The organism is Paenibacillus sp. J22P165 (assembly GCF_059692015.1).
In genome coordinates, this window is record NZ_JCAUAP010000007.1 from 461723 (window position 1) to 485561 (window position 23839).

Here is a 23839-nt window from a genome sequence, read left to right on the forward strand (position 1 = left end):
ATGCCTCTTTTTGTTGTTTTTTTGAAATGAGTGATTACTCACTTCTCAATCTCATACATATGACGTATGATAAGTCTAGATCCAATAATGAGTGATTACTCACTTTATTATTTAGAAAGAGGTGCAAGCTATGACGTCCAACACATCGATTCACGTGCAAGGGGTCAGTAAACAATTTGGTGATAAAACAGTATTGAAAGACATTACGCTTGCTGTACCTAGCGCAAAGATATTCGGTCTGCTAGGTCCATCCGGCTCGGGTAAGACAACTCTAGTTCGCTTGATCGCAGGCATTGAAGTCCCTACAACCGGTCAGGTGCACGTACTTGGCCAAAAGATGCCACAGCTTGCGATGCTCTCTCAGATCGGCTATATGGCACAATCAGACGCCTTATACACCGAATTAACTGCATACGAGAACCTGGCATTCTTCGCGGCCTTGTATGGTCTCCAAGGAGCCAAATGCAAGCAGCGTATTCAGGCCGTTATGGAACTCGTTGATTTAACTGACCATTTGAAAAAGCAAGTTAGCAATTATTCAGGAGGAATGAAACGGCGATTATCGTTGGCCATCTCCTTGCTGCATGAACCAAGCATCCTCATTCTCGATGAGCCTACAGTCGGAATTGATCCTGTCTTACGCAAATCCATATGGCAGGAACTGACCAATCTGAGCCTTAAGGGAACCACCATTCTTCTGACGACACATGTCATGGACGAAGCAGACAAATGTCATCAGCTTGGCATGATTCGTGATGGCCAACTCACCGCTATGGGAACGCCAGAGGAGTTAAAGCATGCAACCTCCTCCTCCACAATTGAAGAAGCATTCCTATCCTATGGAGGTGCTCAATCATGAGAATTCGAGCTATAGTCATTCGTATACTCCGTCAATTTTTCCATGATAAACGTACACTCATGATGATGCTTGTAGCCCCAATGCTCATCTTGTTCATGATGTCCTTAGTATTCAATGGCAACACCTACGTTCCAAAGCTAGGAGCTGTCAATGTCCCTGCCCCACTCATTCAGAAATTACAGGATTTAGATGCAGAGGTCACGATATACACTGCTGAAGAAGCTCAGGCAAAGCTAGACAATGTACAATTAGATGCTGTACTCGTGATGAATGGAACCACACCGCAATTGACATTAGAAGGCAGTGATCCAAGTAAGAATAAAGCTGTCCTCTTCTTATTACAAAAGGCATTACAAAGTGCCGCCCCCGCAGGCACTGCACCTGCTCAAACACCTGCCATCACGTATTTACACGGCGCAGCTGACATGGCTGCTTTTGATAATTTCGGACCGGTCCTCATCGGATTTTTTGTCTTCTTTTTCGTCTTTCTGCTTTCAGGGGTTTCTTTCCTCAGAGAACGGACGGGAGGAACTTTGGAACGCTTACTTGCGACACCGCTTCGCCGTTGGGAGATCGTCGTTGGCTACATCCTCGGCTTTGGGATTTTCACTACCTTGCAAGCTACGCTCATTGCTTGGTTCGCAACGAGTGTCCTTGGTCTGATGATGGTCGGATCCTTCTGGTATGTCCTGCTCATAACCTTATTGCTGGCGCTTGCTGCCCTATCCTTAGGGACGCTCATTTCTGCCTTCGCCAATAATGAGTTCCAAATGATTCAGTTCATCCCTCTCATCATCGTGCCGCAAGTATTCTTCTCAGGATTGTTCAGCTTGGATACGATGTCGGTTTATCTTCGCTGGATCGGCCATTTGATGCCGCTATATTACGGAGCTGACGCCTTGCGAAATATTATGATTCGCGGCGCTGATTGGGATCGTATCTGGCTTGATGTGCTCGTATTAGCGTCATTTACAATCGTCTTTATGTTCTTGAATATTGTGGCATTGAAGAAGCATCGTAAGTTATAATGGATGGATGTTTAGGAACTGATAAAGAGGTGAATGCAATGTCCGAGATCGAGCCATGGTTAACTGAGCTGCTGCGTCTGAATGACGAAGAAGAGAAAATGACCGATAAACAGATAAAGATTGTTCAGGCCGCTGTGGAGATTTTCTCTGAGAAAGGTTTTGCAGGCTCCTCAACGAGTGAGATTGCGCAGAAAGCTGGCGTAGCCGAGGGTACGATCTTTCGTCATTACAAAACGAAAAAAGAGCTCCTCCTCTCGATCGTAGCACCCATGATGACCAAACTCATTGCTCCGTTCGCGGTCAAAGATTTTACTAAGGTATTGGAAGCTGATTACCCCAGTGTGGAGTCCTTCTTACGCGCGGTTACTTTGAACCGCTTGGAATTTGCTCGCAAGCACTTTCCTATCATTAAAATCTTCATACACGAGATCCCTTTTCACAACGAGCTACGGGAACAATTTAAAGAGAAGGTTGCCGCTCAAGTGTTGGAAAAAGCTTATAAAGCCATACGACATTTCCAAGAGCAAGGTCAGATTATTGACCTCCCTCCTCCCGCAGCATTACGGATGATCATTTCCACCATTATGGGGTTTCTTATCACCCGATTTCTGCTTATTCCCGATGGCGAATGGCTTGAAGAGAAAGAAATCGACTACACGATCAATTTCATCTTGTACGGCCTAACGCCTCGTCCATAAGTCGTAACAAACAAAAAGCTGCACATCCTTCTCCTTCTGGAGAAATGGATGTGCAGCTTTTCTACATAATCCTAAGCCGCTCGTTGGGCGGTAGTTTGACGATCAACCAAAATGAAGCGCTGCAGCAGCAAGATCGCAGCTAGGCAAAGCACGCCGCCGATGATGAACGGCAGCGAGTGCGCGATCGCGAACACCGCTCCACCAAGCAATGGGCCTGCGATGCGGCCCAAGCTGTCCATGGAGGAGCTGAGTCCTGTCGCGACGCCTTGTCCAACCTTCGTGCGCTGCGTAATCAGCGACGTCACACACGGTCTGATCAGCGCGTTCCCTGCGCCGAAGACCGATAAGTAAATCGCAGCGGTTACGACGCTGCTGGAGTACAGCAGCAAGAAGAAGCCAGCTGCTGAGAGCAATAAACCGATGCCGATGACGAACTGTTCGGCACCTTGTTTCACTAGGCGGCGTACTACGCCGCCTTGGATCAAAGCCCCGACGATGCCGCTCGCGAGGAACATCATGCCAATATCAAAGGGCGTTGCGCCAATTTTGTCCATTTGATAATACTGCAGCGTGGCCTCAAGTCCTGCCAACGTGAACGAGACGAAAAACGATAACACGTACAAATACTTCGAAGCTCCATCGAAAGCGCTCCAACGCGAAGGCGCTTTTTCTTTCGAGGATCTGCGCTTGTCCGCTGTTAAGGATTCTTTAAGAATCGCAGCAGCAAGTAAGAACGATGCAAAGGATATTGCCGCAGCTACGAAGAATGGCGTGTACGTTCCCCATTTGCTAACAATTCCGCCAACTGCGGGTCCGAAGATAAAACCTAGGCCAATGGACATCCCGACCATCCCCATGCCCTTCGTTCGATTCTCTGCGGTTGTAATATCCGCAACATAAGCGACAGCACATGCCGTTGCTGCTCCTGAGAATAAGCCGCCTAGGATACGGGATACATACATGATCCATAATTCATCATTAGCAAAGCCGAAGATCAAGAAGCTTATACTAAATCCCAGCAGTCCGATTAGGATAATCGGTCTACGACCGATGCGATCCGATAAGCCTCCCCAAATGGGAGACATCAAGAAGGAAGCGGCGGAATACACCGACAATAGTAAGGCGTTATGAAACTTCGCTCCTGCTCCATTCACTACTTCGGGCAGCACGGGAATGATAATTCCGAATCCGATAAAGATCGTCATCAGCAACAACATGATGATTCCAATCTGTTTATTCATGATGCGTTAAGCCTCCAAACCAATTCTTTTTCCTTATCGTACCATACCTTTTTTGGGGATGGAAATGAACATTTGAAGAACAAGTAGACAGACAAGTACGAATCCACTCGTCAAGAATGGCGCGTGATACCCATATACATCCCAGAGCTTCCCAGAAACAATTGGGCCAACAATCATCCCAAACCCTTCAATCGTGAGGAAAAACCCCCAGACTGCCCCTCTTTTCTCCGGTGGAATCGCTGAAGCAATTAACGCATTCCACGAAGGGATAATAAACGCATAGCCCACGCCAAGAACCGCGACCAAGATATACAGTAAGCCCATTGATTTCACAAAAGTAAAGAGAAGCAGTGATGCTGCGCTAAGTGAAAACCCGATGAACAGGAACGGGCGAATCCCGAGGCGGTCCACCATTTTGCCCATGGGAACCAGAAACAGCACCGTAACCGCTCCTCCAGCGACCAAAAAGAGGCTATATTGAAAAGAAGATAGCAACAAGACCTCTTTGGCATAAAGCGTTAGAATCGGCGTTAATATACCAAGCGCAAATGTTTGCGCGAACATAGCTGGAAACATCAATGGACTTACGGACATCGATTTCCGAACTTCGCTTAAATAGGTAGAGACACTCTGCAACCATGTGCGCCCTTTTATTTGCTGCGATTGCGACTTAACAGCCACTCTGTCCACTTCTCCATCATGCTTAGATATGCTCACCTTTTCTTTACGTGGAAGCATGAGCGCCACGAGCACGACTACGGTCATACAGCCGATTAGCAATCTGAAAGCGAAAGTATAACTATCTTCACCAACGAAAAAATTAATCACAACAGGACCTAATCCTACCCCTGACAGCCAAGCCATATACACAACACTCATGATTGTTGCTTTACCCTCATCGCCTGCTACCTCTGTCGTTCCCGTAATGACACAAGGCCACAAAGGTGCTGTCCCAAATCCAAGCAGTGCACACCCGACTATCATCCAGAGGTATTGCGTTGTAATCGCCATAATGATAACCGATAGGAACGTTAGCAATACCCCAGTTAGCATCGTCACACGATAACCGAGCCGATCAATAATCCACCCAACAGGTGTACGTAATACATTATCGCCAATATATTGAGCAGCTAGTGTCCATCCGATAACAAAAGCAGAAGCTCCTAACGCTGTTGTCATATACACAGGTAAAATGGTTAAAAGCAACGCGCCCTTTACAAATTCAACAACAAACATAATAATTAACAGTTCCATCACAAATGGGGAAAACAACCTATTTTTCCGCCATTTTTGCAGCCAAATCATCCGATTTCTCCTTTATTTTGCCTATTTATACATCGTAGTGTTAGTTTGACCCCATTTTGTGCAAACTATTTTGAAAAAATTAACTTGCATCAAATCTCTAGTTTGATATACTCATTTTGTTTGTTGCAACTAAAGAACAAGCAATCCACGATAGAAGGGAAGCGATAATCAGGTGGATCATACCCGTACACCCCTGTTCTCTGCATTGCTAGCGCATGCGGAAAGAAATCCTATTCAGTTTCATATTCCTGGCCATAAAAAAGGAGTCGGCATGGACCCGGAGTTTCGTGCTTTCATTGGCGACAACGCCCTGTCCATCGATCTCATCAATATAGCACCGCTAGATGATCTCCACCAACCGATGGGGGTCATCGAAGAAGCCCAGAAGCTGGCTGCACATGCGTTTGGCGCGGATCATACATTCTTCTCCGTACAAGGCACCAGTGGCGCCATTATGACGATGATAATGACTGTCTGTTCCGAAGGTGACAAAATTATCGTGCCGCGGAATGTTCATAAATCCGTTCTAGCCGCGATTATTTTCGTTGGAGCTAAGCCCGTCTTTATCCAACCTGCTCGTGATAAAAATCTGGGAATTGACCACGGCATCCCTACCCGCTCCGTTCGTCGAGCACTTGAAAAGCATCCTGATGCGAAAGCCGTTCTTGTCATCAACCCTACGTATTATGGCGTATGTACGAACCTCAAAGAAATCGTCGATCTGGTTCATAGCTACAACATGCCAGTGCTTGTTGATGAAGCGCATGGTGTGCTCATCCATTTCCACGAGAAGCTGCCGATGTCTGCGATGGAAGCTGGCGCTGATATGGCGGCTACGAGTGTACATAAGCTTGGCGGTTCCATGACGCAAAGTTCGGTCCTCAATGTCAAAGGAAATCGTGTTAATCCGAAACGTATTCAGACGATTATTTCGATGCTGACTACGACGTCGACTTCGTATATTTTACTCGGCTCCTTGGATACATCTCGTCGCCATCTCGCTTTGAATGGACGTGAGATGGCTGAACGCACAATTGAGCTTGCTCACTATGCGAGAAAGCAAATCAACGAGATCCCTAACCTGTACTGTTTCGGCGAAGAAATTCTCGGGGATGAAGCTACTTACGCCTATGATCCTACCAAAATCTGCGTTCACGTACGTAAGCTAGGTGTCACGGGCTTTGAAGTAGAGAACTGGCTGCGTGATCACTACAATATCGAAGTCGAGATGAGTGACATGTACAACATCCTCTGTCTCTTCACACCAGGAGATACGCCAGAGAATGTGGAGATCTTGCTGACAGCGTTGCGAGAACTATCCCACATCAATGATGATGTTGTAGAGGTTAAAGAAGTAGTCATCAAGGTTCCGGCGATACCGCAATTAACGTTAACACCGCGTGACGCTTTCTACGGAGAAACGGAAATTCTGCCGTTTAAAGACTCCGCTGATCGAATTATTGCTGAGTTCATTTATGTTTACCCGCCTGGCATTCCTATTTTGCTCCCTGGCGAAGTCATCACACAAGAATTAATCGACTATATTGTTGAGCATGTGGAAGTTGGATTGCCTGTCAAAGGACCTGAGGATCGTAGTGTCCAACAAGTGAAAGTCATCGTAGAAACACAAGCTATCTTCTAGTAGTTTCACCCGTAGGGATATATTGTAAAACCGTTTACATGATGCTATGATATGGGTGATGTTTTGCGAATGAGGTGATCAAGGAATGGCTCAAAGCGCTTATATTAAATTCGTAACAGGATCGGCTGTTGCCTCACTTACCTTGGATGAAATCAAGGACAAGCTGTTGCATTATCGCGATCAACTCAGCCAAACAGCCAAACAACTTGGTTGGGAGTATGATGAAGCCGGATTCCCTTATACGATTGAGACGAAACCGGAAGGCGAAGGCAAATGGTTTTATCTGAAAGGCACCAACGCTTTATATCATACGATCGTCGTTGGGGTCGGTTCTGAACAAAACCAAGAGCAAGAACGCCAGTTCGTACAATTCGTATTACCTGACAATGCCACACATGGTGACAAGAGCAAAGGCAATGAATTCTGCAAATATTTGGGCAAACTTCTGAAAGCTGAACTTCATCTATTTAACGGTAGAATCATGTATTTCAATCCTAGAAAATGAATCAACACAAACAGAAACCCCCTAACAGATCACTCTGCTAGGGGGTTCTTATGTATAGCTCTTATTCTTCGCCTTCTTGAGCCACGATTTCATTGTAAATCGTTACGACACGTTCCCACTCTTCCTCATCTTCAATGTTGACAAGGAATGCATCTTCGTCCTCTTCTTCAACACGGAAAATGACACCGTCTGCTTCAGGATCATTTCGATCTAGTAGAACAGCGTAAGCTTGCTCCTGAGATTGGAAGGTATATACCATGACCATTTCATGTTCTACACCGTTCTCGTCCGTTACGATAAAAACGTCTTCCCCTTGCTCGTCGTGATCGTGGTCACAGTCCGGGCCGTGCACATGATCATGCTTCTCATCGCTCACAGGCAGAACCTCATTTCATAAAGTAATAAGTTACTTGAATATCCTAACATTTTCATTATAAGAGGTCAAACCAGTTCATTACCACATGGCTTATTCCGCTTGAATTTGTTTCTCCGAAACAACCGTATAGTCACCGCTGCCACTTTGCTGCATCGCAAATTTCACGACATATGTACCTGATTCTGAAAATGACACGCCATATAAAGGTACTTTTAACCAAAACGATTCTTTGGAATCTGCAATTGATTTCTCAATTGGTGTGATCACATTGCGCCCGCTTGGAGAAACAACGGACACGCGAACCGAATTAATGCTCGTTTTCAAATTATCCACTTGGGTGAATACAGTAAAGTTCACTTCATCCCCGCGTGCTACAACGCTGAAAGGAACAATAGACGAATCTTTACGAACTTCCGATGTAAAAAACATATGTACATTTGGCTTGAACAAGTAGGCAGTTTTACTTGCATCATCCCACTTCAGTAATGCCTGTAAAGCATCGCTCATTGCACGTAAAGGCAGCACTGTCTTGCCATCCACAATAAGTGGTGGTACTTCTGAATCAGGGAATTCCTTCGTTTCATTATTTACGACCAATCTAGCGATATTAAATCCTTTATATTCCCCCCATATCGAAGAGGCTACCACCGCAGCCGTACTTAAAACAAAAAACATCACCATCAACATAAAAATGCGCTGAACTTTCATCTCTCTTAGCCTCCAACCTCGTTAGTCATCTGTTTGTCTGCATCATTATACGCCGTTGGTTTAGAAGAGTTGCGATGAATTTAACTTTTTGCAATAAATTTTAGAACACGCTGAATATACGCATCTTGTTCCAACTGATAGGAGCCGACATGCCCCCCCTTTTCTGTTATCCATATGTCAAATTGTTCCGGATGCCGCTCATACATTGCTATACTATTGGTATAGGGGATGGCTTGATCAGCTTTACTGTGGATGAACAAAATTGGCCTTGGTGCAATCCGATCGACAGCAGCTAACGCATCAACCGCATAAGGATTTACACCTATTAGCTTTGGCAAAATAGATAGAATCAGTGGCGTAAAAGGAATTCGAGGCAATTTAGACCACACAGGCAGATTTTCCTTCAGATAAGGAATCAATTGTCCAAACGCACTGTCTGTGATGACGCCAGCCACCTCTTTCTCTTCTGCAGCCGCTAAGAGGGATGAAGTGCCTCCCATTGAGAATCCTAGTAATATGATCTTCGTCGGATAACTAGTTGATGACTTCACCCAATCAATTGCACCAAGGATGTCTTCCTTTTCCAGGAATCCTATCGTTGTTGTATTCCCTTCTGAACGCCCTGAATTACGAAAGTCGTACATAAGAACATGATGACCAGCCTGCACGAGTTGCTGAGCTAATGATAGCGCGGGGAGTCCCTTTTCCAGCCTGGTGCCCGCATAGCCATGGGACATAATAATCGTCGTTGCCATAGATGTGGATGGCGCGTTAGGCGACTTCAAGTACCAACCATCTAACAGCACTCCCGCTGTTCGACTTGGGAACATCACATCCAAATGCTCAAGCTGATAATTCTCTGGAGCGTCATCGACTAATTTCCGTTCTGGATGTGTTAATTGCCAACCAACATAGGTCGAAATCCCAACTAAACCAAACAAAATAAGCAAAACAATGATACCTGCTACTAACCAATTCATTGTGAAATCAACACCTTCTTATTCGATACTTTAAGCTTGCTAGATCTTTAATTCCACATATAGTGGTTGAAAGTCGGCAACCTCCATGTTACATTAGAAAAAGATGGAATTTGTCGAAAAATGGAGGCAACTGAATGAGTTTGCAAATTCAAATGTTGGGAACCGGCAGTGCCTTTTCCAAATTATATTACAATACAAGTGCATTAGTCCTATCAACGGATGCCAATATACTAATTGATTGTGGACCTACAACGCCTAAATCACTTCATGAACTCGGTATAGAACTCGATCAAATCGATGGTATTCTCATTTCACATATTCATGCTGATCATGTAGGTGGGCTTGAAGAACTAGCCTTTCGTCTATTTTATCAATATAACCGCAAGCGCGTAAAACTTTATGTGACGGAGGCATTAGCTGATACGCTTTGGGAGAACAGTCTTAAAGGCGGTCTCTATAATCCTGATGAAAGCTTCCATCAACTCCAAGATTACTTCGAAATTGTCTTTCTCCAAGAAAGACAACCCTATGCCGTTTCACCTAAGTTAACGCTTGAAATTATCCCAACCCTACATATTGCTCACAAGCTCAACTATTCTATTTTTATTAACCACAGAACGTTTTATAGTGCAGATTTGCAATTTAATAAGGACTTGCTCCTTCATGAAGTTATAGATACAAGAAATTGTCACACCATTTTCCACGATTGTCAATTAAGTGGTCAGGGATATGTGCATACCACATTAGATGAACTTCTTACATTGCCCGAGCCTATTCAGAAACTCGTCTATCTGATGCATTATGACGATCACATGCCTGATTACATCGGTCAAACAGGTCAGATGACCTTTATCCATAAACATGATATCATCGAAATCCCCGATTAATCTATCTGTTAATCTGAAGCCTTAGAGTGCTCCTTCTCAAGGCTTTTTTTCATAAAAAACCTCTATTTTTCTCATTTTTTTTGATGAACAGCAGGGATTTTATGACAAGTATAGAAATTGTCACATGAGTAGGTGAACGGCGGAAATTCCAATCGGGAGCTGATACGGTGATTATTAATGGGGTTTATTATGTTTATGTACTATTGTATGGCCTATATACAATTTATCTGCATTCAGTATTGAACATCCCTTCATTCGTTCTAGCCATTATTCTTTTTGCTTTAGCTGTTCGCTTTTCCAATCTTCATCCTGCTATGCCTTGGGTTCAACTTCTCCTCATTGCTTCGCTTCATGCACTTGGACAATCTAGTCTCTGCTATCCCTTATATTTATTAACACTCTCACACCATTCTTACAAGGAAGAAAACAAGTTAAAAGCATGGGCCATGGCTTTAGCATGCATGATTACTTATGTGACAACGGTTAATTTCATAACCCATTCTGCCTCTCAAAACACCATGTTTGGTTTTATGAGTATCCTCGACTTCGCTGCTGTTACTTGGCTTACGAGAACTGCCCATCTCCGTACTGGTAAACTGGATCGCATTCGCAATGAACGCCACTTAATAACGCAAAAAGACTCCCTTACTGGCCTTTATAATTATGAAGAATGTCATCGCAGACTCGAACAACAAATCAAACATCATCAGCCCCTTGTGCTGTTTCTAATCGACTGTACGGATCTGAAGGCAATGAATACCTCTGGGGGATTCCAAGCAGGTAATTTCGTACTCAAGCAAATGGCGGATCTCCTTCAAATCCTTTTCAAAGATGCACTATTCATAGCACGATATGGAGGTGATGAATTCGCAGTCGTCATGCCGCTTCACAAAGATTTTCTAACTACTGCGTCGTATCAACAAAAGCTCGATTCTGAACTTCCCAAGTTGACTGGTATACAAAATACATATGGCATAGCGATATTTCCACAAGATGCTTTGACGAAAGATGATCTTATTTTGCACGCGGAGCATAACTTATTTATGAAGAAACGTGAATCCTGGTTAAAACGCGAGGAACAAATGCAACGGTCAGAGAAACTCCGTGTGGTCGGTGAACTTGCTTCTGGCATGGCTCATGAAATTCGCAATCCTTTAACAACTGTAAAAGGTTTTTTGCAATTATCAAAAGCAAACGATTACAACATTGAAAATTGGTATGGATTAATTATGGATGAAATTGGTCGGATGAGTGATTTGACCGGTGAATTTCTTCAATTCTCTAAGCCGCACCAAACCGTCTTTCAAACGCACTCATTAAATGAATGCGTTCTCAAAGTGATTTCTCTCATTGAATCCGAAGCCACCAGCTCTGGGCATGAGATCCATTTTCATGAGGCGAACTATGGGGTTCATATGCTAATGGATCAAGATAAGATGATTCAGCTCTTGCTTAACATGATGAAAAATGCTTGCGAGGCGATGGAAGCAAACGGTTCTCTCCACATGAAATTAAGCCGCGATCAGAAGAGCGCGACTTTAATCATTGCGGATAATGGACCTGGTATTCCGAGTGATCAGTTGGACAAGATTTTCCATCCATTCTTCACTACCAAAGAAACCGGTACAGGTCTGGGATTATCCATTTGCTATAAAATTGTACAGGATCATCATGGTACACTAGAAGTCGAAAGCGAGCTCGGGATCGGCACCCGATTTATTCTTACCTTCCCACTTACCGCAGCAGTGACTACTGCAAATGACAATGTCTCTGTTAGTTAAAGTGTTTTCTTCATTCTCACATGTAAAATGCCAGCGTCGTAGAACGGCTCATCGGAAATCACTTTGTAATCTAACTGACTATAAAAACCTTCTGCTTGACATTGTGCGTCTAGAATGGCATATTTGCAACCTAGTTCGAGCGCCTGTTGTTCCATCGCAAGTATAAGCTGTTTCCCTAACGAACGCCCTCTATAGTCTTTTAAGACAGCAACACGCTGTAGTTTAGCAGTTGCTTCTTGATATTCATACCATCTGGATGTAGCGATGGGTACATCACCATCCATGATGAGAAAATGATGACAGGCTTCTGGGGACTCATCCTTCTCATCCATCTCCAGGTGTGCGGGGACTTGTTGTTCATCAACAAATACGTTAAATCGCACAGCAAAACAAGATTTCAATTGATCCATTGTTGTAACACGAATAGTTTCCATGTGGGCTTCTTCCTCTCTAAGATCGTTTCTTGATCTTATCCCATTCCGGAAATGTTGTCCACATGTACAGTGACCACGTCTTTATTTTCTTTCAAGTAAATAACTGCATGTACCAATGGCAAGCCCTAACAATGCGCCGGCAGCAACTTCACGAGGCAAATGACCTAATCGTTCTTTCAAGGCCTTCCTTCTTCTGGCATGGTAGAGTCCGGGGTGCTCTCTAGCTATTCGTTCGACCTGCTCGTCTAAATCATTCACTTCCACTGCAATTTCGCCAGCTGATCTTCGAATACCCATCGCATCATACATGACGACAGCCCCAAATACGGAGCTTACAGCAAAATCAATGGCCGAAAAACCTCTTTTCATTCCGATATAGGTAGCTAATGCTGTAACACCGGAAGAATGGGAACTTGGCATCCCACCTGTTTGGACCAATTGCGACCAGTCCCATTTTTTACTGAACACATATGTTAATGGTAATTTGATGGCTTGAGCAGCGCCGATACCAACCAACGCCGTAGTCAATGCTCGATTCATTTCCGTTCACCTCACTACTAGCATCTAACACAAGTTTAGATTCTATGCGTAAAGTTTGTTATACTAGACACATTGATTCTTATGTAAGGAGTGTAACTGATGAATATCGCTTTTTTCCTTTTACCTAAATCCGAAGTTATTACCGCGACTCCACAAGCTACCCTTCGTCAAACACTGGAACGAATGGAGTATCATCGATATACGGCTGTCCCAATTCTTTCGGATGATGGCCATTATGTTGGAACTGTAACGGAAGGTGACCTCTTGTGGTTCCTTAAAAATTCCGAACATATCGGCTTCGAGAATGCCCACCGGCATGTGCTTGAAGAGGTCCCTCTCCGTGTTAAAAATAAACCCGTTCATATTCATGCAGATATGATCGATCTCATTGATTTAGCAAAAGTACAAAACTTCGTACCTGTCGTGGATGATTCAGATAAATTTATTGGGATCGTGCGGCGGAGTGAAATCATTGAATATTGTGCAAAGCAAATGAATTTTAAAACCGAAGCGGTACAGCCCTAATAGGTATATCTTTTAATAAAAAGCAAAAAGGCTGATTTCAATCAGCCTTTTTGCTTTTTTTTATAGGAGCGGCGTTATTGCACTTGACCATTAGAGGAAGCCTTGGATGAGACAAATTCACTTGCCCAGTCTACCATCCCGTTCATTAACGTCAGAATCAGATTAACGGCATCTTTTTCTGTTAATGAACCATTTGACTGGCTGCTGACGTACTGCGACGTCTTTTGCTCCAGTTTAACAACTAAATCTTTAATTTTCAAAAGCTCATTCGCTAAGTCTGTTACTTGCTGGTTATTCGAATTCCCAGCATTTCCTTGACCTGATTTCGTTTGCTGTGATTGATCTTGATTATTATTTTGACCATTACTTGCATTCTGTCCCTGATCTTGATTTTGACTTTGAGCTTGTGATTGATTTTGACCTTGATCTTGATCTTGACCTTGACTTTGCGAACTATTCATTGTTGATTCCTGTTGTGCGTTACCCCCGCTGCTCGAAGAAGCCTGTTGCTGCCCCTGAGTGTCTTGAGAACCTTGGCTACTTGACATCAACATTTTCTTTACCGATTCTAATTCAATGAGTACCATATCGTTTTGTTTCGTTAATTCATCCATTTGCAGCTTGAGATCCTGTGTTTTAATCATGTTCTCGAAACCCCTTCCTTTATTTCACAGCACCGCAAGCAATCCGTTTACCCGAGTTGCCTGATGGATCCGTCTTTAAATCATCTGCCTTCTCATGAATGACTAAGCTTGTCCCGTCAGGCTTAAACAGCGAATTAGGCTTTCCTCTTTCTAGGACTACTGCCTTTGTAACCGCACTGAATCGCCCATTGCCTTGTGCATCTACAACGAGATTAGGCAAATCCCCTGCATGAGCTCCTTTTGGATTTAAAAAGCCATGCTCCTTCTGATGGGGATTGAAATGACTGCCAGCAGAATCAAACGTCGGTGCTTCACATATCGCTTTCTCATGAATGTGCAGACCATGAACGCCAGGTGAAAGCCCACTAACCTGCACATCCATCTGTACACCTTCACTGACAGCGGTTAATTGCGCTGAACCAACAGATTGATTGTCGGCTCCAATGAGCGTAACACGGACCGTTTCAGTGGGTGCAGTGGGTTCAGCGACTGACGTACTTCTGACCGCTTGGCAACCAGACAATAGCATTAGCCCCACGCTCGCGGTCACCATAATTTGAATTGATTTCATCCTGTACAATCCTCCTGTAAAACCACACATTGGTATATTCTACCCATAGGATGCACAACTGACCTTACTGATAACCACGTGACAGCTATTAAATTTTCAAAAACTTCCGTTTCAACATAGAAAAACCTGCAATCTTTCGATCGCAGGCATTTTCATCATCTTCCCTTAGGGTTATAAAATAGTCATGAGCTTTGCAATAATTTGAAGGTTTTCTAATTTACGTTTGTAAAAGTGAAACTCAACTTTCGTATGTTCAACCGCGTCTTCCATTTGTAATACCTGCTTCTGCAAGTCCTTCGTATGTGGCCACAATTCTGCTTGCCGTTGAAGCTCATTCTTGCCTGTTACGAGACCTTCACCGATTATTTCATACTCTTTTGTTAGAAGCATATGTTTTGCCCAATTCAATTCAGACACGGCATCCACATAAATCGCTTCCGCTTGTTTCAATAACTCTGGTACAAGTTGTAGCTCCAAAATTACATCCGACCGATTCATTCGGATTCCTCCTATGAGTTTTCATAGAAACTCAGCATAGTAATTCAACAAATATTGTTGCTTAGGCTCATTTATATTCATAGAAAAATAAAACATGCACAATCGCTGAAAGCCGCGAAAACAGTGGTTTTCCCCCCCCATATTCGACGTGTTTCGCATGGCGTTTTCCCTAAAAAGTGACAAACCCATCAATTCTACATTAAATCTGATAGTTAGGTGTCCAAGCTACTTGTATAACCTATTAGAAGTGCTACAATGTTACTATACGTATCAGAGGAGGTGACAAAAAATGAGCCAAGAAGAAGAAGAAGTAGTTTCACAAAATGAAGAAGAAATCTCTGCTGAATCCACTGAAGAAGTGGTGAGTCAAGAGGCTGAAGCTGAAGAAGTAATCGCTGAAGCGATTGAAGAAGCAGCTGCTGCAGAGGAACAAGCTGAAGAAGCTGAACAATCCGAAGAATAATGAAACCGTTATCATAAATGATCACATATCACCCTCAACTTAACCGTTGGGGGTTTATTGATTTTATTATGACTAATTTTATATAGAAAATATTGGCATTAAAAATTTCTTTGTTTTTTTAAAATTTCGCGAATAAATATTCTGAACATTCAAATAATACTGGTGTACCAAAAAAAAGGAGATGATTTTGAATGGCTAGATCTAACACTTTAGTCGTACAACAAGCAAAGGCAGCACTTGATCAAATGAAGTATGAAGTCGCTCAGGAAATTGGTGTCCCTCTCTCCCCTTCTGGTTACAACGGTAATTTGTTATCCCGTGATGCTGGCTCAATCGGTGGCAACATCACAAAAAGATTAGTGCAAATGGCTGAACAATCTCTCGGCGGCTACAAACGCTAATCCTTTGATGTAGGAGCAAGCTCAAAAAAGACTGATTCACTCGATCCTCCTTAGAGTGAACCTCAGTCTTTTTTCTATTCCCTTCAAATTCCTCCGATTTTCCTTCAATTTCCTCACTACTTCCTGCAAACATCTATGATTGATCCTATCGTTTTAGTATGATTACCTTGCTCGGATACCCGAAAAAGGAGTGTTGAACCGATGACCACGCAATATGAAATTTTCCGCGATCCTTACCGTATGTTGATTTTACTGGCCACTTTAGTCAGCGAAAAGCAAAACGAACCTGCCCTTCAATTTGACAATGTCCCCTTTTTTGAAAATGAAACATTCCTTATTCAACAAGACAAGTTTGTGTATAAGAAAAATGGTACTGAAATTACCTGGTTTCAATTTTTAGGAAGAGACATCGCTTGCAGCAAGGACCTTACACGTGAAGAGTACAATAAAATGTTTGTGGACTGCCTAGCGTCTTTGTATCATCTTACATAACTATTCACACCTAACAAACGAAGGAGCCGATCATTAAAGATCAGCTCCTTCATTATTTCCTTCATGTCTTTCTTATTTCTTCTTAACTTCCTCTACAAATACGTCACTTGCATCTCGTGTACTTCCCAGCTCAAGAATTGTATATTTCTTCTCGCCAATCATGATCACATCTTCCACTTCCGGCAGCGGATCCCCCAAATACACAGTACCTAGATAAACATTACTACTCTTCAAACGTAAATTCCAACGATGCTGTTGTTTCGTCATAACCTTAGTCCTCCCAAACTCTAATGATCTCAAGTTACCATAAATTCACGCAAGAAGAAAGCTATACTAGGAAACATCGGATAGATATGTTACATTTACTTCATAATCATTACCAGAAAGGCTGACAACGCGCAATGACAACTCTTGGTGTTACGGAAGAAGAGCGATCCCTTTTACTCGGAAAAACCACCGATTCACCTACAGCAGAAAGTGATCCTACTGCTTTTCTCCCTCGGTCCAAAAAGAAGAGAAAAGTTGATTCAAACTTAAAAAAACTACTCTTTTTCTGGCGGAAGTAAGCTCTCCAACAATTGACAATCTCTCGAATTCTTGGTATATTATAACCTGTATCCATAAACGACTTGTTAGCTCAGCTGGGAGAGCACTATCTTGACAGGGTAGGGGTCAGTGGTTCGAGCCCACTACAGGTCATATATAACAGAAAACCCGTGAAGCCTTGTGCTTCATGGGTTTTCTGCATTAGTACAGCGATGATAAATATATATAACAGGCGAATATTCTAGCCTCGTATGGGTACAAGTTGGGTACCAAATAGATTACAACAATTCAATCCTCTTCGTTCTCAACTCTTTATAATAAGCTCAAATTTATCACCACCACACACGAACGTATATTTGTGTTATTTATTATATACCGAACACGCATTCGATATGAAAGCGAATCTATTTGGATATATGTTCAATAACAAAAAAAACCTAAGGATAAACTTTTCCTCAGGGATACAAATGTTATTAAGCTATTATTCCTGTAGAGATAAGATTTGTTTTTCACTCTTGTATGGTGTGTTTAAATGGGTTATTTACACAATAGCAGAGGAGGAACTGCAAGTATAATCTCATATCTCAACTGATTGTAGGTACGAAAGAGATAGGAGTATGTGCTAATAAGCACTCCGTGAGCCATTCATCTAATTATTAAGCACCAGTGATGAAAAGTTAAGTAATGAAAGGTACTCCAGTTAACTCTTCGCTAAGTTTCCAAAGCTTAGCGGCGGCTTGCTCATCTGCTGCCCAAGGACTTACTCCAGGGACATTAGGGTCTAGGTTGCCATCCGCTGACATTAGTGGTGATATGTCTGAATTCTGACAGTAGACGCCACCCTTGCCATCAAGTTGATTACTCACCGCACACCAGATGATGGTAGCTGCTCCTTCTGGAACTGTTTTATTTTCCTCTGTTGTTCCAGAAAACTTGCGGATGCCTTGCTCATCTAAAGCTCCTGCTGCCCGCATTTCCTCGTCAGATAAATGACGCGAAAGATCCGTTACAACTGTTCCTGGATGCACCGAGAATGCTCGCACACCATGTGCTTTTCCCAAGATGTCTAGCTGCACAGCAAATAGCGCGTTCGCCGTTTTAGATTGTCCATACGCCTCCCATTTACTATAGGGACGAATCAGATAATTCGGATCTTCGAAGTGAACCGGGCTAATTCGGTGCCCACCCGAAGAAACGGAGACAACTCGGGCATTGTTAGCACGCTTTAAGGCCTGCCAAAGTCGCGAGGCGAGTTGGAAATGCCCTAGATGATTGGTGGCGAACTGGAGCTCGTAGCCTCTCCTATCACGTTGTTCTGGAGTGGCCATGATACCAGCGCAATTGATCAGCAAGTGGAGTGGCCGTCCGGACTCCTCAAATCGTATAGCAAATGCGTCAATTGAAGCCGGGTCTGATAAATTCAGTATCTCCATTTCCGCACCAGGAATAGAAGCTATAGCAGTCTTTGCTTTTTCCGGTGTTCGCACAGGAATGACAACATGAGCTCCCGCCTCCGCGAGTACTCTGGAAACCTCTAAACCAAGGCCAGAATATCCGCCAGTAACAATTGCAGTTTTTCCACTCAAATCAACTCCCCTAATTACTTCCTCTGCAGTTGTCCTCGGCCCATAACCGGAATGAAGTGGTTGTTGCGGTGTTTGTTCTGCATTTGGTCTTGAAGTCATGACAATTTCTCCTTTGCTTTTTCCATCTTTAATATCTTGAAAATGTTCAAGTTTGTATTGTATCAACTGCAGAGTTACCGTCAATTCAGTTACCTGAATCTCAACCGCTTGTTGATGTTCATAGAGCAGGTTGTAGCATCGCTCTTCATCCTGCTCTTCGTAGCTGATTACATAATCTCGAATTTTTTTTAAGGGCATGTTTGTTCGCTTAAGGTGGGTCAGGAATTGAACTCTACCGATATCCTGTTCATTGTACATACGCTGTCCACCAGAACCGCGCTCCGGCGAAACAATAAGACCAATTTTCTCATAATAACGCAGCGTATCTGCGGAAAGTCCGGTAAGAGCAGTGGTTTCAGAGATAGTATATTTTTCGTTATTTTGCATATCTGAATTTAGCCCTTCACTTTCTTGCATATTTTCCTACTCCCTATCTCAGTATTCCTCTCCTTTATAAGAATACTCCTTGAAGAATACACGTTGGAGTATACTCCAACGCAAGCTTGTTTTTAATAATCTCAGAGCTCATTATATTCCAATACCATATACAGTTTTCCAATTTTAAGAATGAAGCCCAAAGATGGGCTTTTATTTTCAAATATTAATCGAACATACATTCTTATAACAACCAACAACTAGGAGGTACCTCATGAACCTGAATCTATAAAATCCTACCGATATTGAAATTTGGATCAATAAAAATTATCAATCCGCTGGAATTCACTATGCTTCGGATTTGAATATTCACCGCATAGCAGAATTGTTCGATATTGAACTTCACATTTACAATGGAAAATCCCTTGCTGGCTGGTCGGATGAATCCCACCAATTTATACTCCTGAACGGTAATCACGATGAAATGAAACGTCGCGCGGAGTTCTTTCATGAACTCTGCCATCCTCTTCGGCATACTGGAAACCAAGGCGGGATGAACAAAGCGTTCATAGAGCTACAGGAGATACAAGCAACTCAGTTCCAGTATTACGCTGCCATACCAATCTACATGCTAGAGGAGTTTAAAAATGTCTCCCCTACTCTACTAATCAAGATCATGACTGAAGAGTTTATGCTTCCTGAAAGATTCGTTGAGCGGCGTTTAGATCAGATTAAGAGACGTATTGAATCAGGTCTCCAATACAGCAAAAGAATAGAGAGTAAGCGAAACCCCATCAAAGTTGAATATGGCGCACGTTCGCCGAGTAATGGAGGAATTTGGTCGTAAACAAAGAGAAAGGCAAAATGCATACTTATGAATGTTTCAGTTTACTACCAGGAGCATGAGATGCAGCAAAAAATCATTTCGACTTCGCGCATTCTCCCTGCATACGGCCATCGTCATCTTGACGAGATCAAGGTTATTGAGCTTGTGAAATACATGAACAAATTTGGAAGAGCCGGGTCAGAGACTAGACGGCAAAGATGGTAAACTCGCTACCAGTACGATTGATAACGTGCATAAAGCTTTCAATAATTTGTTTGAGCGAGCTAAAGAATGGCGATTCATAAAGTCCAATCCTATGGACAATGTCAAGCGCCCAACAATAGATACCAAGGAAAAACAATCCTACACTGAAGTGGAAACTCATTCAACGATCGAAGCTCTATTCAGAGCACCTAGACAAAAACGGATTATGTGTTTAGGTGCTATTTTAAGTGGATTTCGCCACGGAGAAATGAACGGTTTAGAATGGGATGCAGTATTATTCGAAAAGTTCCATTCGATAAGTAAAGATGCCAACTTGGTACATTCGGGAATTGAAAAGTTTCTATTTAGATTGGAAAGCACAACAAATGATGGCGAGAAATGTTTGGTTAGGCGGCGAGAGGAAATTTGTATTTCATAACGGATTCGGGGAGCCTTTTTATTACCAGTACATTTCGAAGTGGTGGAGAAAATTTTGTAAGAAGAACAATATCAGGTACTTAATCTTTCATGAGCTAAGGCATACGTATGCTTCATTATTGCTTGAGGATGGAGCAATTACTGGGGCCGATCATGATTCGCTACTTAAGATTTTACAGAAGCAACTAGGACACTCAAAGCTTCAAACAACTACTGATATTTACTCACATGTAAGCGAATACGTGAAGGACGTTACAGCGCAAGGGTTCGATAAGTTCGATCCCAAAAGAACCAAACCGTTATTATTTGTTCGTTCTACCTCTTGATAGATCATCATTGATTTTAAAATTCAGCTTATTAAACAAGGCTTTTTTTGTTTTTCGTAACCAAATAATTACCACTTAATAATGAATTTTTACCCACTTCCAACGATTTCACTTTTTTCGAATATCCACAGTTGTACTCCTCTTAAAATAAACTATCCAATCTAATCGAAATATGTAGAAAGATATATGGTTCCTTTGACACTACCACATTTATCCATTTCAATATAAACTTTACAATAGGACGACTTGTACAAGGCGGACACCTTATTGGAAAGGTGGAGCTGTGAACATGGATATATTTCAATCTCTTTCAATCATGTTTGCTTTTGGGTTGTTTATACTCACATTGTTAACCTACATTGACAAGAGGAAATGATCTAGATTGGCACTAGGTTTGGTTTGAAACCATTCTAAGAATCCGCCAATTACAAGCCGCCGTACAAGTCGGATCATATCAATTGATCTGACTTTTTGCATTTTAAAGATGTAACCGCCATGAGCCCCGTTCAGTTCTAAAAATACTTGCGATTGCAAACGAATATATTGTAGATATAACAGAATTCGTTACCTAATTATTTACACTTTACCCAACAACCAAAAGAACCCCGTAAAGCCTATAGCTTCACGGGTTTTCCTTTTCAGAGTCTCGTTTTCAAAATACCCCTAACTACAACCCCAACATCCCCCGGATCGCTCGCTTCGTCTCAACAATTGCCTCTCTTAATGGCTGGGTTTCGCCCTGAAAAGGATGAACACATCCAAAAGTATGGTTCCCCTCAGGAATCCTCACCCACTCGATGTCGGCATGATTCGCAACTAACTGCTCAGAGCCACGAATCCCTCGCTCGCCATCCGCTGTTCCTTGAATAAGCGTGATTGGAAAAGTAGCACCGTTGATTCTACCGATAATATCAAATCTCTCTGCATTGCGTTCCATATCTTCTAGAATCTCGAGATCAAGAGGCATCATCTGCTTTGTTCGCCCATTCATGGTGTAGGATCTTCCTGTGGCTCTCATCTCTGCCTTATTCTCTGGTGTAAGTAAATCAACATTCGAAGTGCCATTCCAGCTAATCACACCTGCGATGTCCTCCGGATGATCTAAGGCATAGATCAAGCTCACCGCAGCTCCTCTGCTATGCCCCAGTAAAAGGATCGGTTTCGTTGTCCCTGCATGCTTATGAATTTCTGCAATAACAGCCTGGATGTCCTCTAAATCTTTGGAGTAGGTGTCCCCTGCGAATTTCTCAAGCTCTGTAAAATCCATTAAATTTTCACCCACACCATTATGGGAAAAATTCAATGCAACCACATCCACATCTTCAGCTATTTCATTCGCTACATGAGGGAACATACCCCAATTCTTGAAACCTTTGTAACCGTGACAAAGGAGTAATGTCCCTTTACTTGATTCGCTTTTGGCTCTGTAAATATCGCCTCGCACGACCCGCTGATCTGCCATATGTAATTCAAATGGTATGCTTTCAGTTACTTCCATACAAATCTCCTTCCTCTCATTCTTACTAATCTTTAATTCATTCTAGTTACTCGTTCAATTGTTTACTTTTGTAATTTTATCATAAATGAATTCGTTCAAGGAACACGTTTCATCTAGGATTCGTTTTTATAAAATAATACTAAGAAGTAAACACTTAACTATGGCAAACTTATACGAATAAGGAGGAAGCACTCACATGTCTTCAGTCCGCTCTACAAACCGGCATCGCACCCTATTTGTCACCTTCCTTCTTGCGCTCCTTTTGACTCAATGGGTAAGTCCTAGAGCCCTAGCAAATGTTAGCGCACCAGTAAAAAACGAGCCCGTTGCTGATACCGACTCGATAGCATTACTTGTCGCATCATCACCTCGCGCTGTCTATCAGACGGAGACGACGATTGTAGATAAAGCGTTAAGGCGTGCTCTTGAGTCCGGTCTCAGCGGAGATCCATATGGAGAACCACTCCTCCCGGACACAACGCTGCGCTACAACACTAAGAATCAAACTGTACAGTTTGGCGTGACTCCCTCTGGAGAGGTAATTGACTTGGCAGCGAGGCAAATCATCAAGCTACCCAGTAAAGCACAGGAGACACTTAAGGCACACGTCCAAGCTCTTCGCGCCAAGCACTATGGCGAACTGCTCACATGGGAGGAAGCAAGCCTCGTGCTGCCCAAATTTAGTTCTTTTTCCATCCTCGACGTGGAAAGCGGCCTTAGCTTCGACGGACAACGTCGCGCGGGCTCCCACCATGCGGATGTGCAACCACTCACGAAAGCCGACTCCGCGACGCTCAAAAGCATTTATGGCGGCCAATGGAGCTGGGACCGCCGCGCGGTCCTAGTGAAGCTGAACGGCCGCACGCTCGCCGCCTCCATGCATGGCATGCCGCATGGCGGTGATGGTATACCGGGAAATGACTTCAACGGTCATTTCTGCATTCACTTCCTCGGGAGCGTAACACACGGCTCCCGCTCCGTTGACCCGGCGCACCAGGTCATGGTGCACCGAGCTGCAGGCTTGCTGCAGGACTACGTCAGCAAGCTCTCGCCCTGGGCGCTGATCGACGTATGGATCAGCGCCGCACATCAAGGTGATCTGCAGCTGCTGCAGGTCACCACCGGGCAAGAACAGGCGATGCATGTGCGAAGCATGCGCCGCCTGTCCAAGTTCACGGAGCAGGATGTATCCCAGCTCCTGCAACTAGACACCGCGGTCGATGTCACGATGACCGGAGCTAGAGCTTCCGCGGTGTCGAGTCGCCGCGTCCTCTTTCATCTTGAACGTGCCTCGGTGCAAGATCGATGGTACATACGCAGTGCAGTCATCCAATGACGAAAGCCCGGCCACTTTGGAAGTTCC

Annotated in this window: 30 protein-coding genes and 1 tRNA gene; 17 read left to right on the forward strand and 14 right to left on the reverse strand. The window is 43.3% G+C overall.

Features of this window, described 5'->3' with window-relative positions:
- Positions 1-130 precede the first annotated feature (130 nt).
- Genes AC58QM_RS19610 through AC58QM_RS19620 form a run of 3 tightly spaced genes read left to right on the forward strand, consistent with a single transcriptional unit; the run spans position 131 to position 2585 of the window.
- Positions 131-859 (forward strand): ABC transporter ATP-binding protein, encoded by a 729-nt coding sequence (locus tag AC58QM_RS19610; protein WP_497286541.1) that lies wholly within the window; start codon positions 131-133, stop codon positions 857-859.
- Complete coding sequence (locus AC58QM_RS19615) at positions 856-1887, forward strand: ABC transporter permease (RefSeq protein WP_497286542.1); 1032 nt, start codon at positions 856-858, stop codon at positions 1885-1887. The genes AC58QM_RS19610 and AC58QM_RS19615 overlap by 4 nt, the downstream gene beginning before the upstream one ends.
- 38 nt (positions 1888-1925) lie before the next feature.
- Complete coding sequence (locus AC58QM_RS19620) at positions 1926-2585, forward strand: TetR/AcrR family transcriptional regulator (protein WP_497286543.1); 660 nt, start codon at positions 1926-1928, stop codon at positions 2583-2585.
- A 71-nt stretch (positions 2586-2656) separates the two neighbouring features.
- Here AC58QM_RS19620 and AC58QM_RS19625 read toward each other — a convergent pair whose 3' ends face one another.
- Together AC58QM_RS19625 and AC58QM_RS19630 are read right to left on the reverse strand one after the other, a co-directional pair.
- A complete protein-coding gene (locus tag AC58QM_RS19625) occupies positions 2657-3826 on the reverse strand; it encodes an MFS transporter (protein ID WP_497286544.1) in 1170 nt (389 codons plus the stop codon).
- Between the two features lie 33 nt (positions 3827-3859).
- The gene (locus tag AC58QM_RS19630) at positions 3860-5131 is read right to left on the reverse strand and encodes an MFS transporter (protein ID WP_497286545.1); all 1272 of its coding nucleotides are present in this window, start codon (positions 5129-5131) and stop codon (positions 3860-3862) included.
- A 172-nt stretch (positions 5132-5303) separates the two neighbouring features.
- Here AC58QM_RS19630 and AC58QM_RS19635 point away from each other — a divergent pair, with 172 nt between their 5' ends.
- Together AC58QM_RS19635 and AC58QM_RS19640 are read left to right on the forward strand one after the other, a co-directional pair.
- Positions 5304-6773, forward strand: coding sequence for an aminotransferase class I/II-fold pyridoxal phosphate-dependent enzyme (locus AC58QM_RS19635; RefSeq protein WP_497286546.1), 1470 nt, complete (start codon positions 5304-5306; stop codon positions 6771-6773).
- 85 nt (positions 6774-6858) lie between these two features.
- Positions 6859-7278 carry a DUF1885 family protein gene (locus tag AC58QM_RS19640; RefSeq protein WP_497286547.1) on the forward strand — a complete coding sequence of 140 codons (420 nt, stop codon included), beginning with the start codon at positions 6859-6861 and terminating at the stop codon, positions 7276-7278.
- A 61-nt stretch (positions 7279-7339) separates the two neighbouring features.
- Here the strand turns inward: AC58QM_RS19640 and AC58QM_RS19645 are convergent, their stop codons facing one another.
- From AC58QM_RS19645 to AC58QM_RS19655, 3 genes are all read right to left on the reverse strand, one after another.
- Positions 7340-7654: a DUF1292 domain-containing protein gene (locus tag AC58QM_RS19645; RefSeq protein ID WP_056612546.1), complete on the reverse strand. Its 315-nt coding sequence runs from the start codon at positions 7652-7654 to the stop codon at positions 7340-7342.
- A 90-nt stretch (positions 7655-7744) separates the two neighbouring features.
- Positions 7745-8362, reverse strand: a complete 618-nt coding sequence (locus AC58QM_RS19650; RefSeq protein ID WP_497286548.1) for a stalk domain-containing protein — start codon at positions 8360-8362, stop codon at positions 7745-7747.
- 80 nt (positions 8363-8442) lie between these two features.
- Positions 8443-9342 carry an alpha/beta hydrolase gene (locus AC58QM_RS19655; RefSeq protein ID WP_497286549.1) on the reverse strand — a complete coding sequence of 300 codons (900 nt, stop codon included), beginning with the start codon at positions 9340-9342 and terminating at the stop codon, positions 8443-8445.
- A gap of 134 nt (positions 9343-9476) precedes the next feature.
- Between AC58QM_RS19655 and AC58QM_RS19660 the strand changes: the two genes are divergently transcribed.
- Both AC58QM_RS19660 and AC58QM_RS19665 read left to right on the forward strand, forming a co-directional pair.
- The gene (locus AC58QM_RS19660) at positions 9477-10229 is read left to right on the forward strand and encodes an MBL fold metallo-hydrolase (protein ID WP_497286550.1); all 753 of its coding nucleotides are present in this window, start codon (positions 9477-9479) and stop codon (positions 10227-10229) included.
- Between the two features lie 167 nt (positions 10230-10396).
- Positions 10397-12010 carry an ATP-binding protein gene (locus tag AC58QM_RS19665; protein WP_497286551.1) on the forward strand — a complete coding sequence of 538 codons (1614 nt, stop codon included), beginning with the start codon at positions 10397-10399 and terminating at the stop codon, positions 12008-12010.
- Here the strand turns inward: AC58QM_RS19665 and AC58QM_RS19670 are convergent.
- Both AC58QM_RS19670 and AC58QM_RS19675 read right to left on the reverse strand, forming a co-directional pair.
- Positions 12007-12444 (reverse strand): GNAT family N-acetyltransferase, encoded by a 438-nt coding sequence (locus tag AC58QM_RS19670; protein ID WP_497286552.1) that lies wholly within the window; start codon positions 12442-12444, stop codon positions 12007-12009. The genes AC58QM_RS19665 and AC58QM_RS19670 overlap by 4 nt on opposite strands.
- Before the next feature lie 81 nt (positions 12445-12525).
- The gene (locus tag AC58QM_RS19675; protein ID WP_497286553.1) at positions 12526-12984 is read right to left on the reverse strand and encodes a divergent PAP2 family protein; all 459 of its coding nucleotides are present in this window, start codon (positions 12982-12984) and stop codon (positions 12526-12528) included.
- A 99-nt stretch (positions 12985-13083) separates the two neighbouring features.
- Here AC58QM_RS19675 and AC58QM_RS19680 point away from each other — a divergent pair, with 99 nt between their 5' ends.
- A complete protein-coding gene (locus tag AC58QM_RS19680; protein WP_497286554.1) occupies positions 13084-13509 on the forward strand; it encodes a CBS domain-containing protein in 426 nt (141 codons plus the stop codon).
- Positions 13510-13583: 74 nt separating this feature from the next.
- Here the strand turns inward: AC58QM_RS19680 and AC58QM_RS19685 are convergent, their stop codons facing one another.
- The 3 genes from AC58QM_RS19685 to AC58QM_RS19695 form a co-directional block, all read right to left on the reverse strand.
- The gene (locus AC58QM_RS19685) at positions 13584-14153 is read right to left on the reverse strand and encodes a hypothetical protein (protein WP_497286555.1); all 570 of its coding nucleotides are present in this window, start codon (positions 14151-14153) and stop codon (positions 13584-13586) included.
- A 19-nt stretch (positions 14154-14172) separates the two neighbouring features.
- Positions 14173-14724, reverse strand: a complete 552-nt coding sequence (locus tag AC58QM_RS19690) for a superoxide dismutase family protein (protein WP_497286556.1) — start codon at positions 14722-14724, stop codon at positions 14173-14175.
- Positions 14725-14895: 171 nt separating this feature from the next.
- Positions 14896-15222 (reverse strand): hypothetical protein, encoded by a 327-nt coding sequence (locus tag AC58QM_RS19695; protein ID WP_497286557.1) that lies wholly within the window; start codon positions 15220-15222, stop codon positions 14896-14898.
- 289 nt (positions 15223-15511) lie between these two features.
- On the opposite strand from AC58QM_RS19695, the gene AC58QM_RS19700 reads away from it, so the two are divergent.
- The 3 genes from AC58QM_RS19700 to AC58QM_RS19710 all read left to right on the forward strand — a co-directional run bounded on the left by AC58QM_RS19700 (position 15512) and on the right by AC58QM_RS19710 (position 16578).
- The gene (locus tag AC58QM_RS19700; protein ID WP_497286558.1) at positions 15512-15685 is read left to right on the forward strand and encodes a hypothetical protein; all 174 of its coding nucleotides are present in this window, start codon (positions 15512-15514) and stop codon (positions 15683-15685) included.
- A 191-nt stretch (positions 15686-15876) separates the two neighbouring features.
- Positions 15877-16086: an alpha/beta-type small acid-soluble spore protein gene (locus AC58QM_RS19705; RefSeq protein WP_314804561.1), complete on the forward strand. Its 210-nt coding sequence runs from the start codon at positions 15877-15879 to the stop codon at positions 16084-16086.
- 201 nt (positions 16087-16287) lie between these two features.
- The gene (locus AC58QM_RS19710; protein WP_310227125.1) at positions 16288-16578 is read left to right on the forward strand and encodes a hypothetical protein; all 291 of its coding nucleotides are present in this window, start codon (positions 16288-16290) and stop codon (positions 16576-16578) included.
- Between the two features lie 72 nt (positions 16579-16650).
- On the opposite strand, the gene AC58QM_RS19715 is transcribed toward AC58QM_RS19710, so the two are convergent.
- Positions 16651-16845: a hypothetical protein gene (locus AC58QM_RS19715; protein WP_028558119.1), complete on the reverse strand. Its 195-nt coding sequence runs from the start codon at positions 16843-16845 to the stop codon at positions 16651-16653.
- Between the two features lie 359 nt (positions 16846-17204).
- Between AC58QM_RS19715 and AC58QM_RS19720 the strand changes: the two genes are divergently transcribed.
- A tRNA-Val gene (locus AC58QM_RS19720) sits at positions 17205-17277 on the forward strand.
- A gap of 524 nt (positions 17278-17801) precedes the next feature.
- Here AC58QM_RS19720 and AC58QM_RS19725 read toward each other — a convergent pair.
- Both AC58QM_RS19725 and AC58QM_RS19730 read right to left on the reverse strand, forming a co-directional pair.
- A complete protein-coding gene (locus AC58QM_RS19725; protein ID WP_497286559.1) occupies positions 17802-19226 on the reverse strand; it encodes an oxidoreductase in 1425 nt (474 codons plus the stop codon).
- A 244-nt stretch (positions 19227-19470) separates the two neighbouring features.
- On the reverse strand, positions 19471-19695 hold the full coding sequence (locus AC58QM_RS19730) for a hypothetical protein (RefSeq protein WP_497286623.1): 225 nt from the start codon (positions 19693-19695) through the stop codon (positions 19471-19473).
- Here AC58QM_RS19730 and AC58QM_RS19735 point away from each other — a divergent pair.
- The 4 genes from AC58QM_RS19735 to AC58QM_RS19750 all read left to right on the forward strand — a co-directional run bounded on the left by AC58QM_RS19735 (position 19648) and on the right by AC58QM_RS19750 (position 21354).
- The gene (locus tag AC58QM_RS19735) at positions 19648-20031 is read left to right on the forward strand and encodes an ImmA/IrrE family metallo-endopeptidase (protein WP_497286615.1); all 384 of its coding nucleotides are present in this window, start codon (positions 19648-19650) and stop codon (positions 20029-20031) included. The genes AC58QM_RS19730 and AC58QM_RS19735 overlap by 48 nt on opposite strands.
- A 163-nt stretch (positions 20032-20194) precedes the next feature.
- Complete coding sequence (locus tag AC58QM_RS19740) at positions 20195-20653, forward strand: hypothetical protein (protein ID WP_497286624.1); 459 nt, start codon at positions 20195-20197, stop codon at positions 20651-20653.
- Positions 20604-20978 carry a tyrosine-type recombinase/integrase gene (locus tag AC58QM_RS19745; protein ID WP_497286616.1) on the forward strand — a complete coding sequence of 125 codons (375 nt, stop codon included), beginning with the start codon at positions 20604-20606 and terminating at the stop codon, positions 20976-20978. Before AC58QM_RS19740 ends, AC58QM_RS19745 begins: the two co-directional genes overlap by 50 nt.
- A 289-nt stretch (positions 20979-21267) precedes the next feature.
- Positions 21268-21354, forward strand: a complete 87-nt coding sequence (locus tag AC58QM_RS19750) for a putative holin-like toxin (protein WP_379304201.1) — start codon at positions 21268-21270, stop codon at positions 21352-21354.
- Between the two features lie 291 nt (positions 21355-21645).
- Here AC58QM_RS19750 and AC58QM_RS19755 read toward each other — a convergent pair whose 3' ends face one another.
- On the reverse strand, positions 21646-22476 hold the full coding sequence (locus tag AC58QM_RS19755; protein WP_497286560.1) for an alpha/beta hydrolase family protein: 831 nt from the start codon (positions 22474-22476) through the stop codon (positions 21646-21648).
- A gap of 196 nt (positions 22477-22672) precedes the next feature.
- On the opposite strand from AC58QM_RS19755, the gene AC58QM_RS19760 reads away from it, so the two are divergent.
- Entirely contained in the window at positions 22673-23812 is a 1140-nt protein-coding gene (locus AC58QM_RS19760; RefSeq protein ID WP_497286561.1) for a hypothetical protein, read from the forward strand.
- The last annotated feature ends 27 nt before the right edge of the window (positions 23813-23839 follow it).

Excerpts from the sequence above, each read along its gene's own strand:
- AC58QM_RS19755 (WP_497286560.1), bottom strand. The coding sequence starts at position 22,476 with ATGGAAGTAACTGAAAGCATACCATTTGAATTACATATGGCAGATCAG.
- AC58QM_RS19730 (WP_497286623.1), bottom strand. The coding sequence starts at position 19,695 with ATGAAAGAACTCCGCGCGACGTTTCATTTCATCGTGATTACCGTTCAG.
- AC58QM_RS19630 (WP_497286545.1), bottom strand. The coding sequence starts at position 5,131 with ATGATTTGGCTGCAAAAATGGCGGAAAAATAGGTTGTTTTCCCCATTT.
- AC58QM_RS19710 (WP_310227125.1), top strand. The coding sequence starts at position 16,288 with ATGACCACGCAATATGAAATTTTCCGCGATCCTTACCGTATGTTGATT.
- AC58QM_RS19620 (WP_497286543.1), top strand. The coding sequence starts at position 1,926 with ATGTCCGAGATCGAGCCATGGTTAACTGAGCTGCTGCGTCTGAATGAC.
- AC58QM_RS19655 (WP_497286549.1), bottom strand. The coding sequence starts at position 9,342 with ATGAATTGGTTAGTAGCAGGTATCATTGTTTTGCTTATTTTGTTTGGT.
- AC58QM_RS19650 (WP_497286548.1), bottom strand. The coding sequence starts at position 8,362 with ATGAAAGTTCAGCGCATTTTTATGTTGATGGTGATGTTTTTTGTTTTA.
- AC58QM_RS19675 (WP_497286553.1), bottom strand. The coding sequence starts at position 12,984 with ATGAATCGAGCATTGACTACGGCGTTGGTTGGTATCGGCGCTGCTCAA.
- AC58QM_RS19615 (WP_497286542.1), top strand. The coding sequence starts at position 856 with ATGAGAATTCGAGCTATAGTCATTCGTATACTCCGTCAATTTTTCCAT.
- AC58QM_RS19760 (WP_497286561.1), top strand. The coding sequence starts at position 22,673 with ATGTCTTCAGTCCGCTCTACAAACCGGCATCGCACCCTATTTGTCACC.
- AC58QM_RS19725 (WP_497286559.1), bottom strand. The coding sequence starts at position 19,226 with ATGCAAGAAAGTGAAGGGCTAAATTCAGATATGCAAAATAACGAAAAA.
- AC58QM_RS19750 (WP_379304201.1), top strand. The coding sequence starts at position 21,268 with ATGGATATATTTCAATCTCTTTCAATCATGTTTGCTTTTGGGTTGTTT.
- AC58QM_RS19745 (WP_497286616.1), top strand. The coding sequence starts at position 20,604 with ATGGCGAGAAATGTTTGGTTAGGCGGCGAGAGGAAATTTGTATTTCAT.
- AC58QM_RS19610 (WP_497286541.1), top strand. The coding sequence starts at position 131 with ATGACGTCCAACACATCGATTCACGTGCAAGGGGTCAGTAAACAATTT.
- AC58QM_RS19700 (WP_497286558.1), top strand. The coding sequence starts at position 15,512 with ATGAGCCAAGAAGAAGAAGAAGTAGTTTCACAAAATGAAGAAGAAATC.
- AC58QM_RS19695 (WP_497286557.1), bottom strand. The coding sequence starts at position 15,222 with ATGAATCGGTCGGATGTAATTTTGGAGCTACAACTTGTACCAGAGTTA.
- AC58QM_RS19685 (WP_497286555.1), bottom strand. The coding sequence starts at position 14,153 with ATGATTAAAACACAGGATCTCAAGCTGCAAATGGATGAATTAACGAAA.
- AC58QM_RS19705 (WP_314804561.1), top strand. The coding sequence starts at position 15,877 with ATGGCTAGATCTAACACTTTAGTCGTACAACAAGCAAAGGCAGCACTT.
- AC58QM_RS19660 (WP_497286550.1), top strand. The coding sequence starts at position 9,477 with ATGAGTTTGCAAATTCAAATGTTGGGAACCGGCAGTGCCTTTTCCAAA.
- AC58QM_RS19690 (WP_497286556.1), bottom strand. The coding sequence starts at position 14,724 with ATGAAATCAATTCAAATTATGGTGACCGCGAGCGTGGGGCTAATGCTA.
- AC58QM_RS19640 (WP_497286547.1), top strand. The coding sequence starts at position 6,859 with ATGGCTCAAAGCGCTTATATTAAATTCGTAACAGGATCGGCTGTTGCC.
- AC58QM_RS19625 (WP_497286544.1), bottom strand. The coding sequence starts at position 3,826 with ATGAATAAACAGATTGGAATCATCATGTTGTTGCTGATGACGATCTTT.
- AC58QM_RS19715 (WP_028558119.1), bottom strand. The coding sequence starts at position 16,845 with ATGACGAAACAACAGCATCGTTGGAATTTACGTTTGAAGAGTAGTAAT.
- AC58QM_RS19670 (WP_497286552.1), bottom strand. The coding sequence starts at position 12,444 with ATGGAAACTATTCGTGTTACAACAATGGATCAATTGAAATCTTGTTTT.
- AC58QM_RS19680 (WP_497286554.1), top strand. The coding sequence starts at position 13,084 with ATGAATATCGCTTTTTTCCTTTTACCTAAATCCGAAGTTATTACCGCG.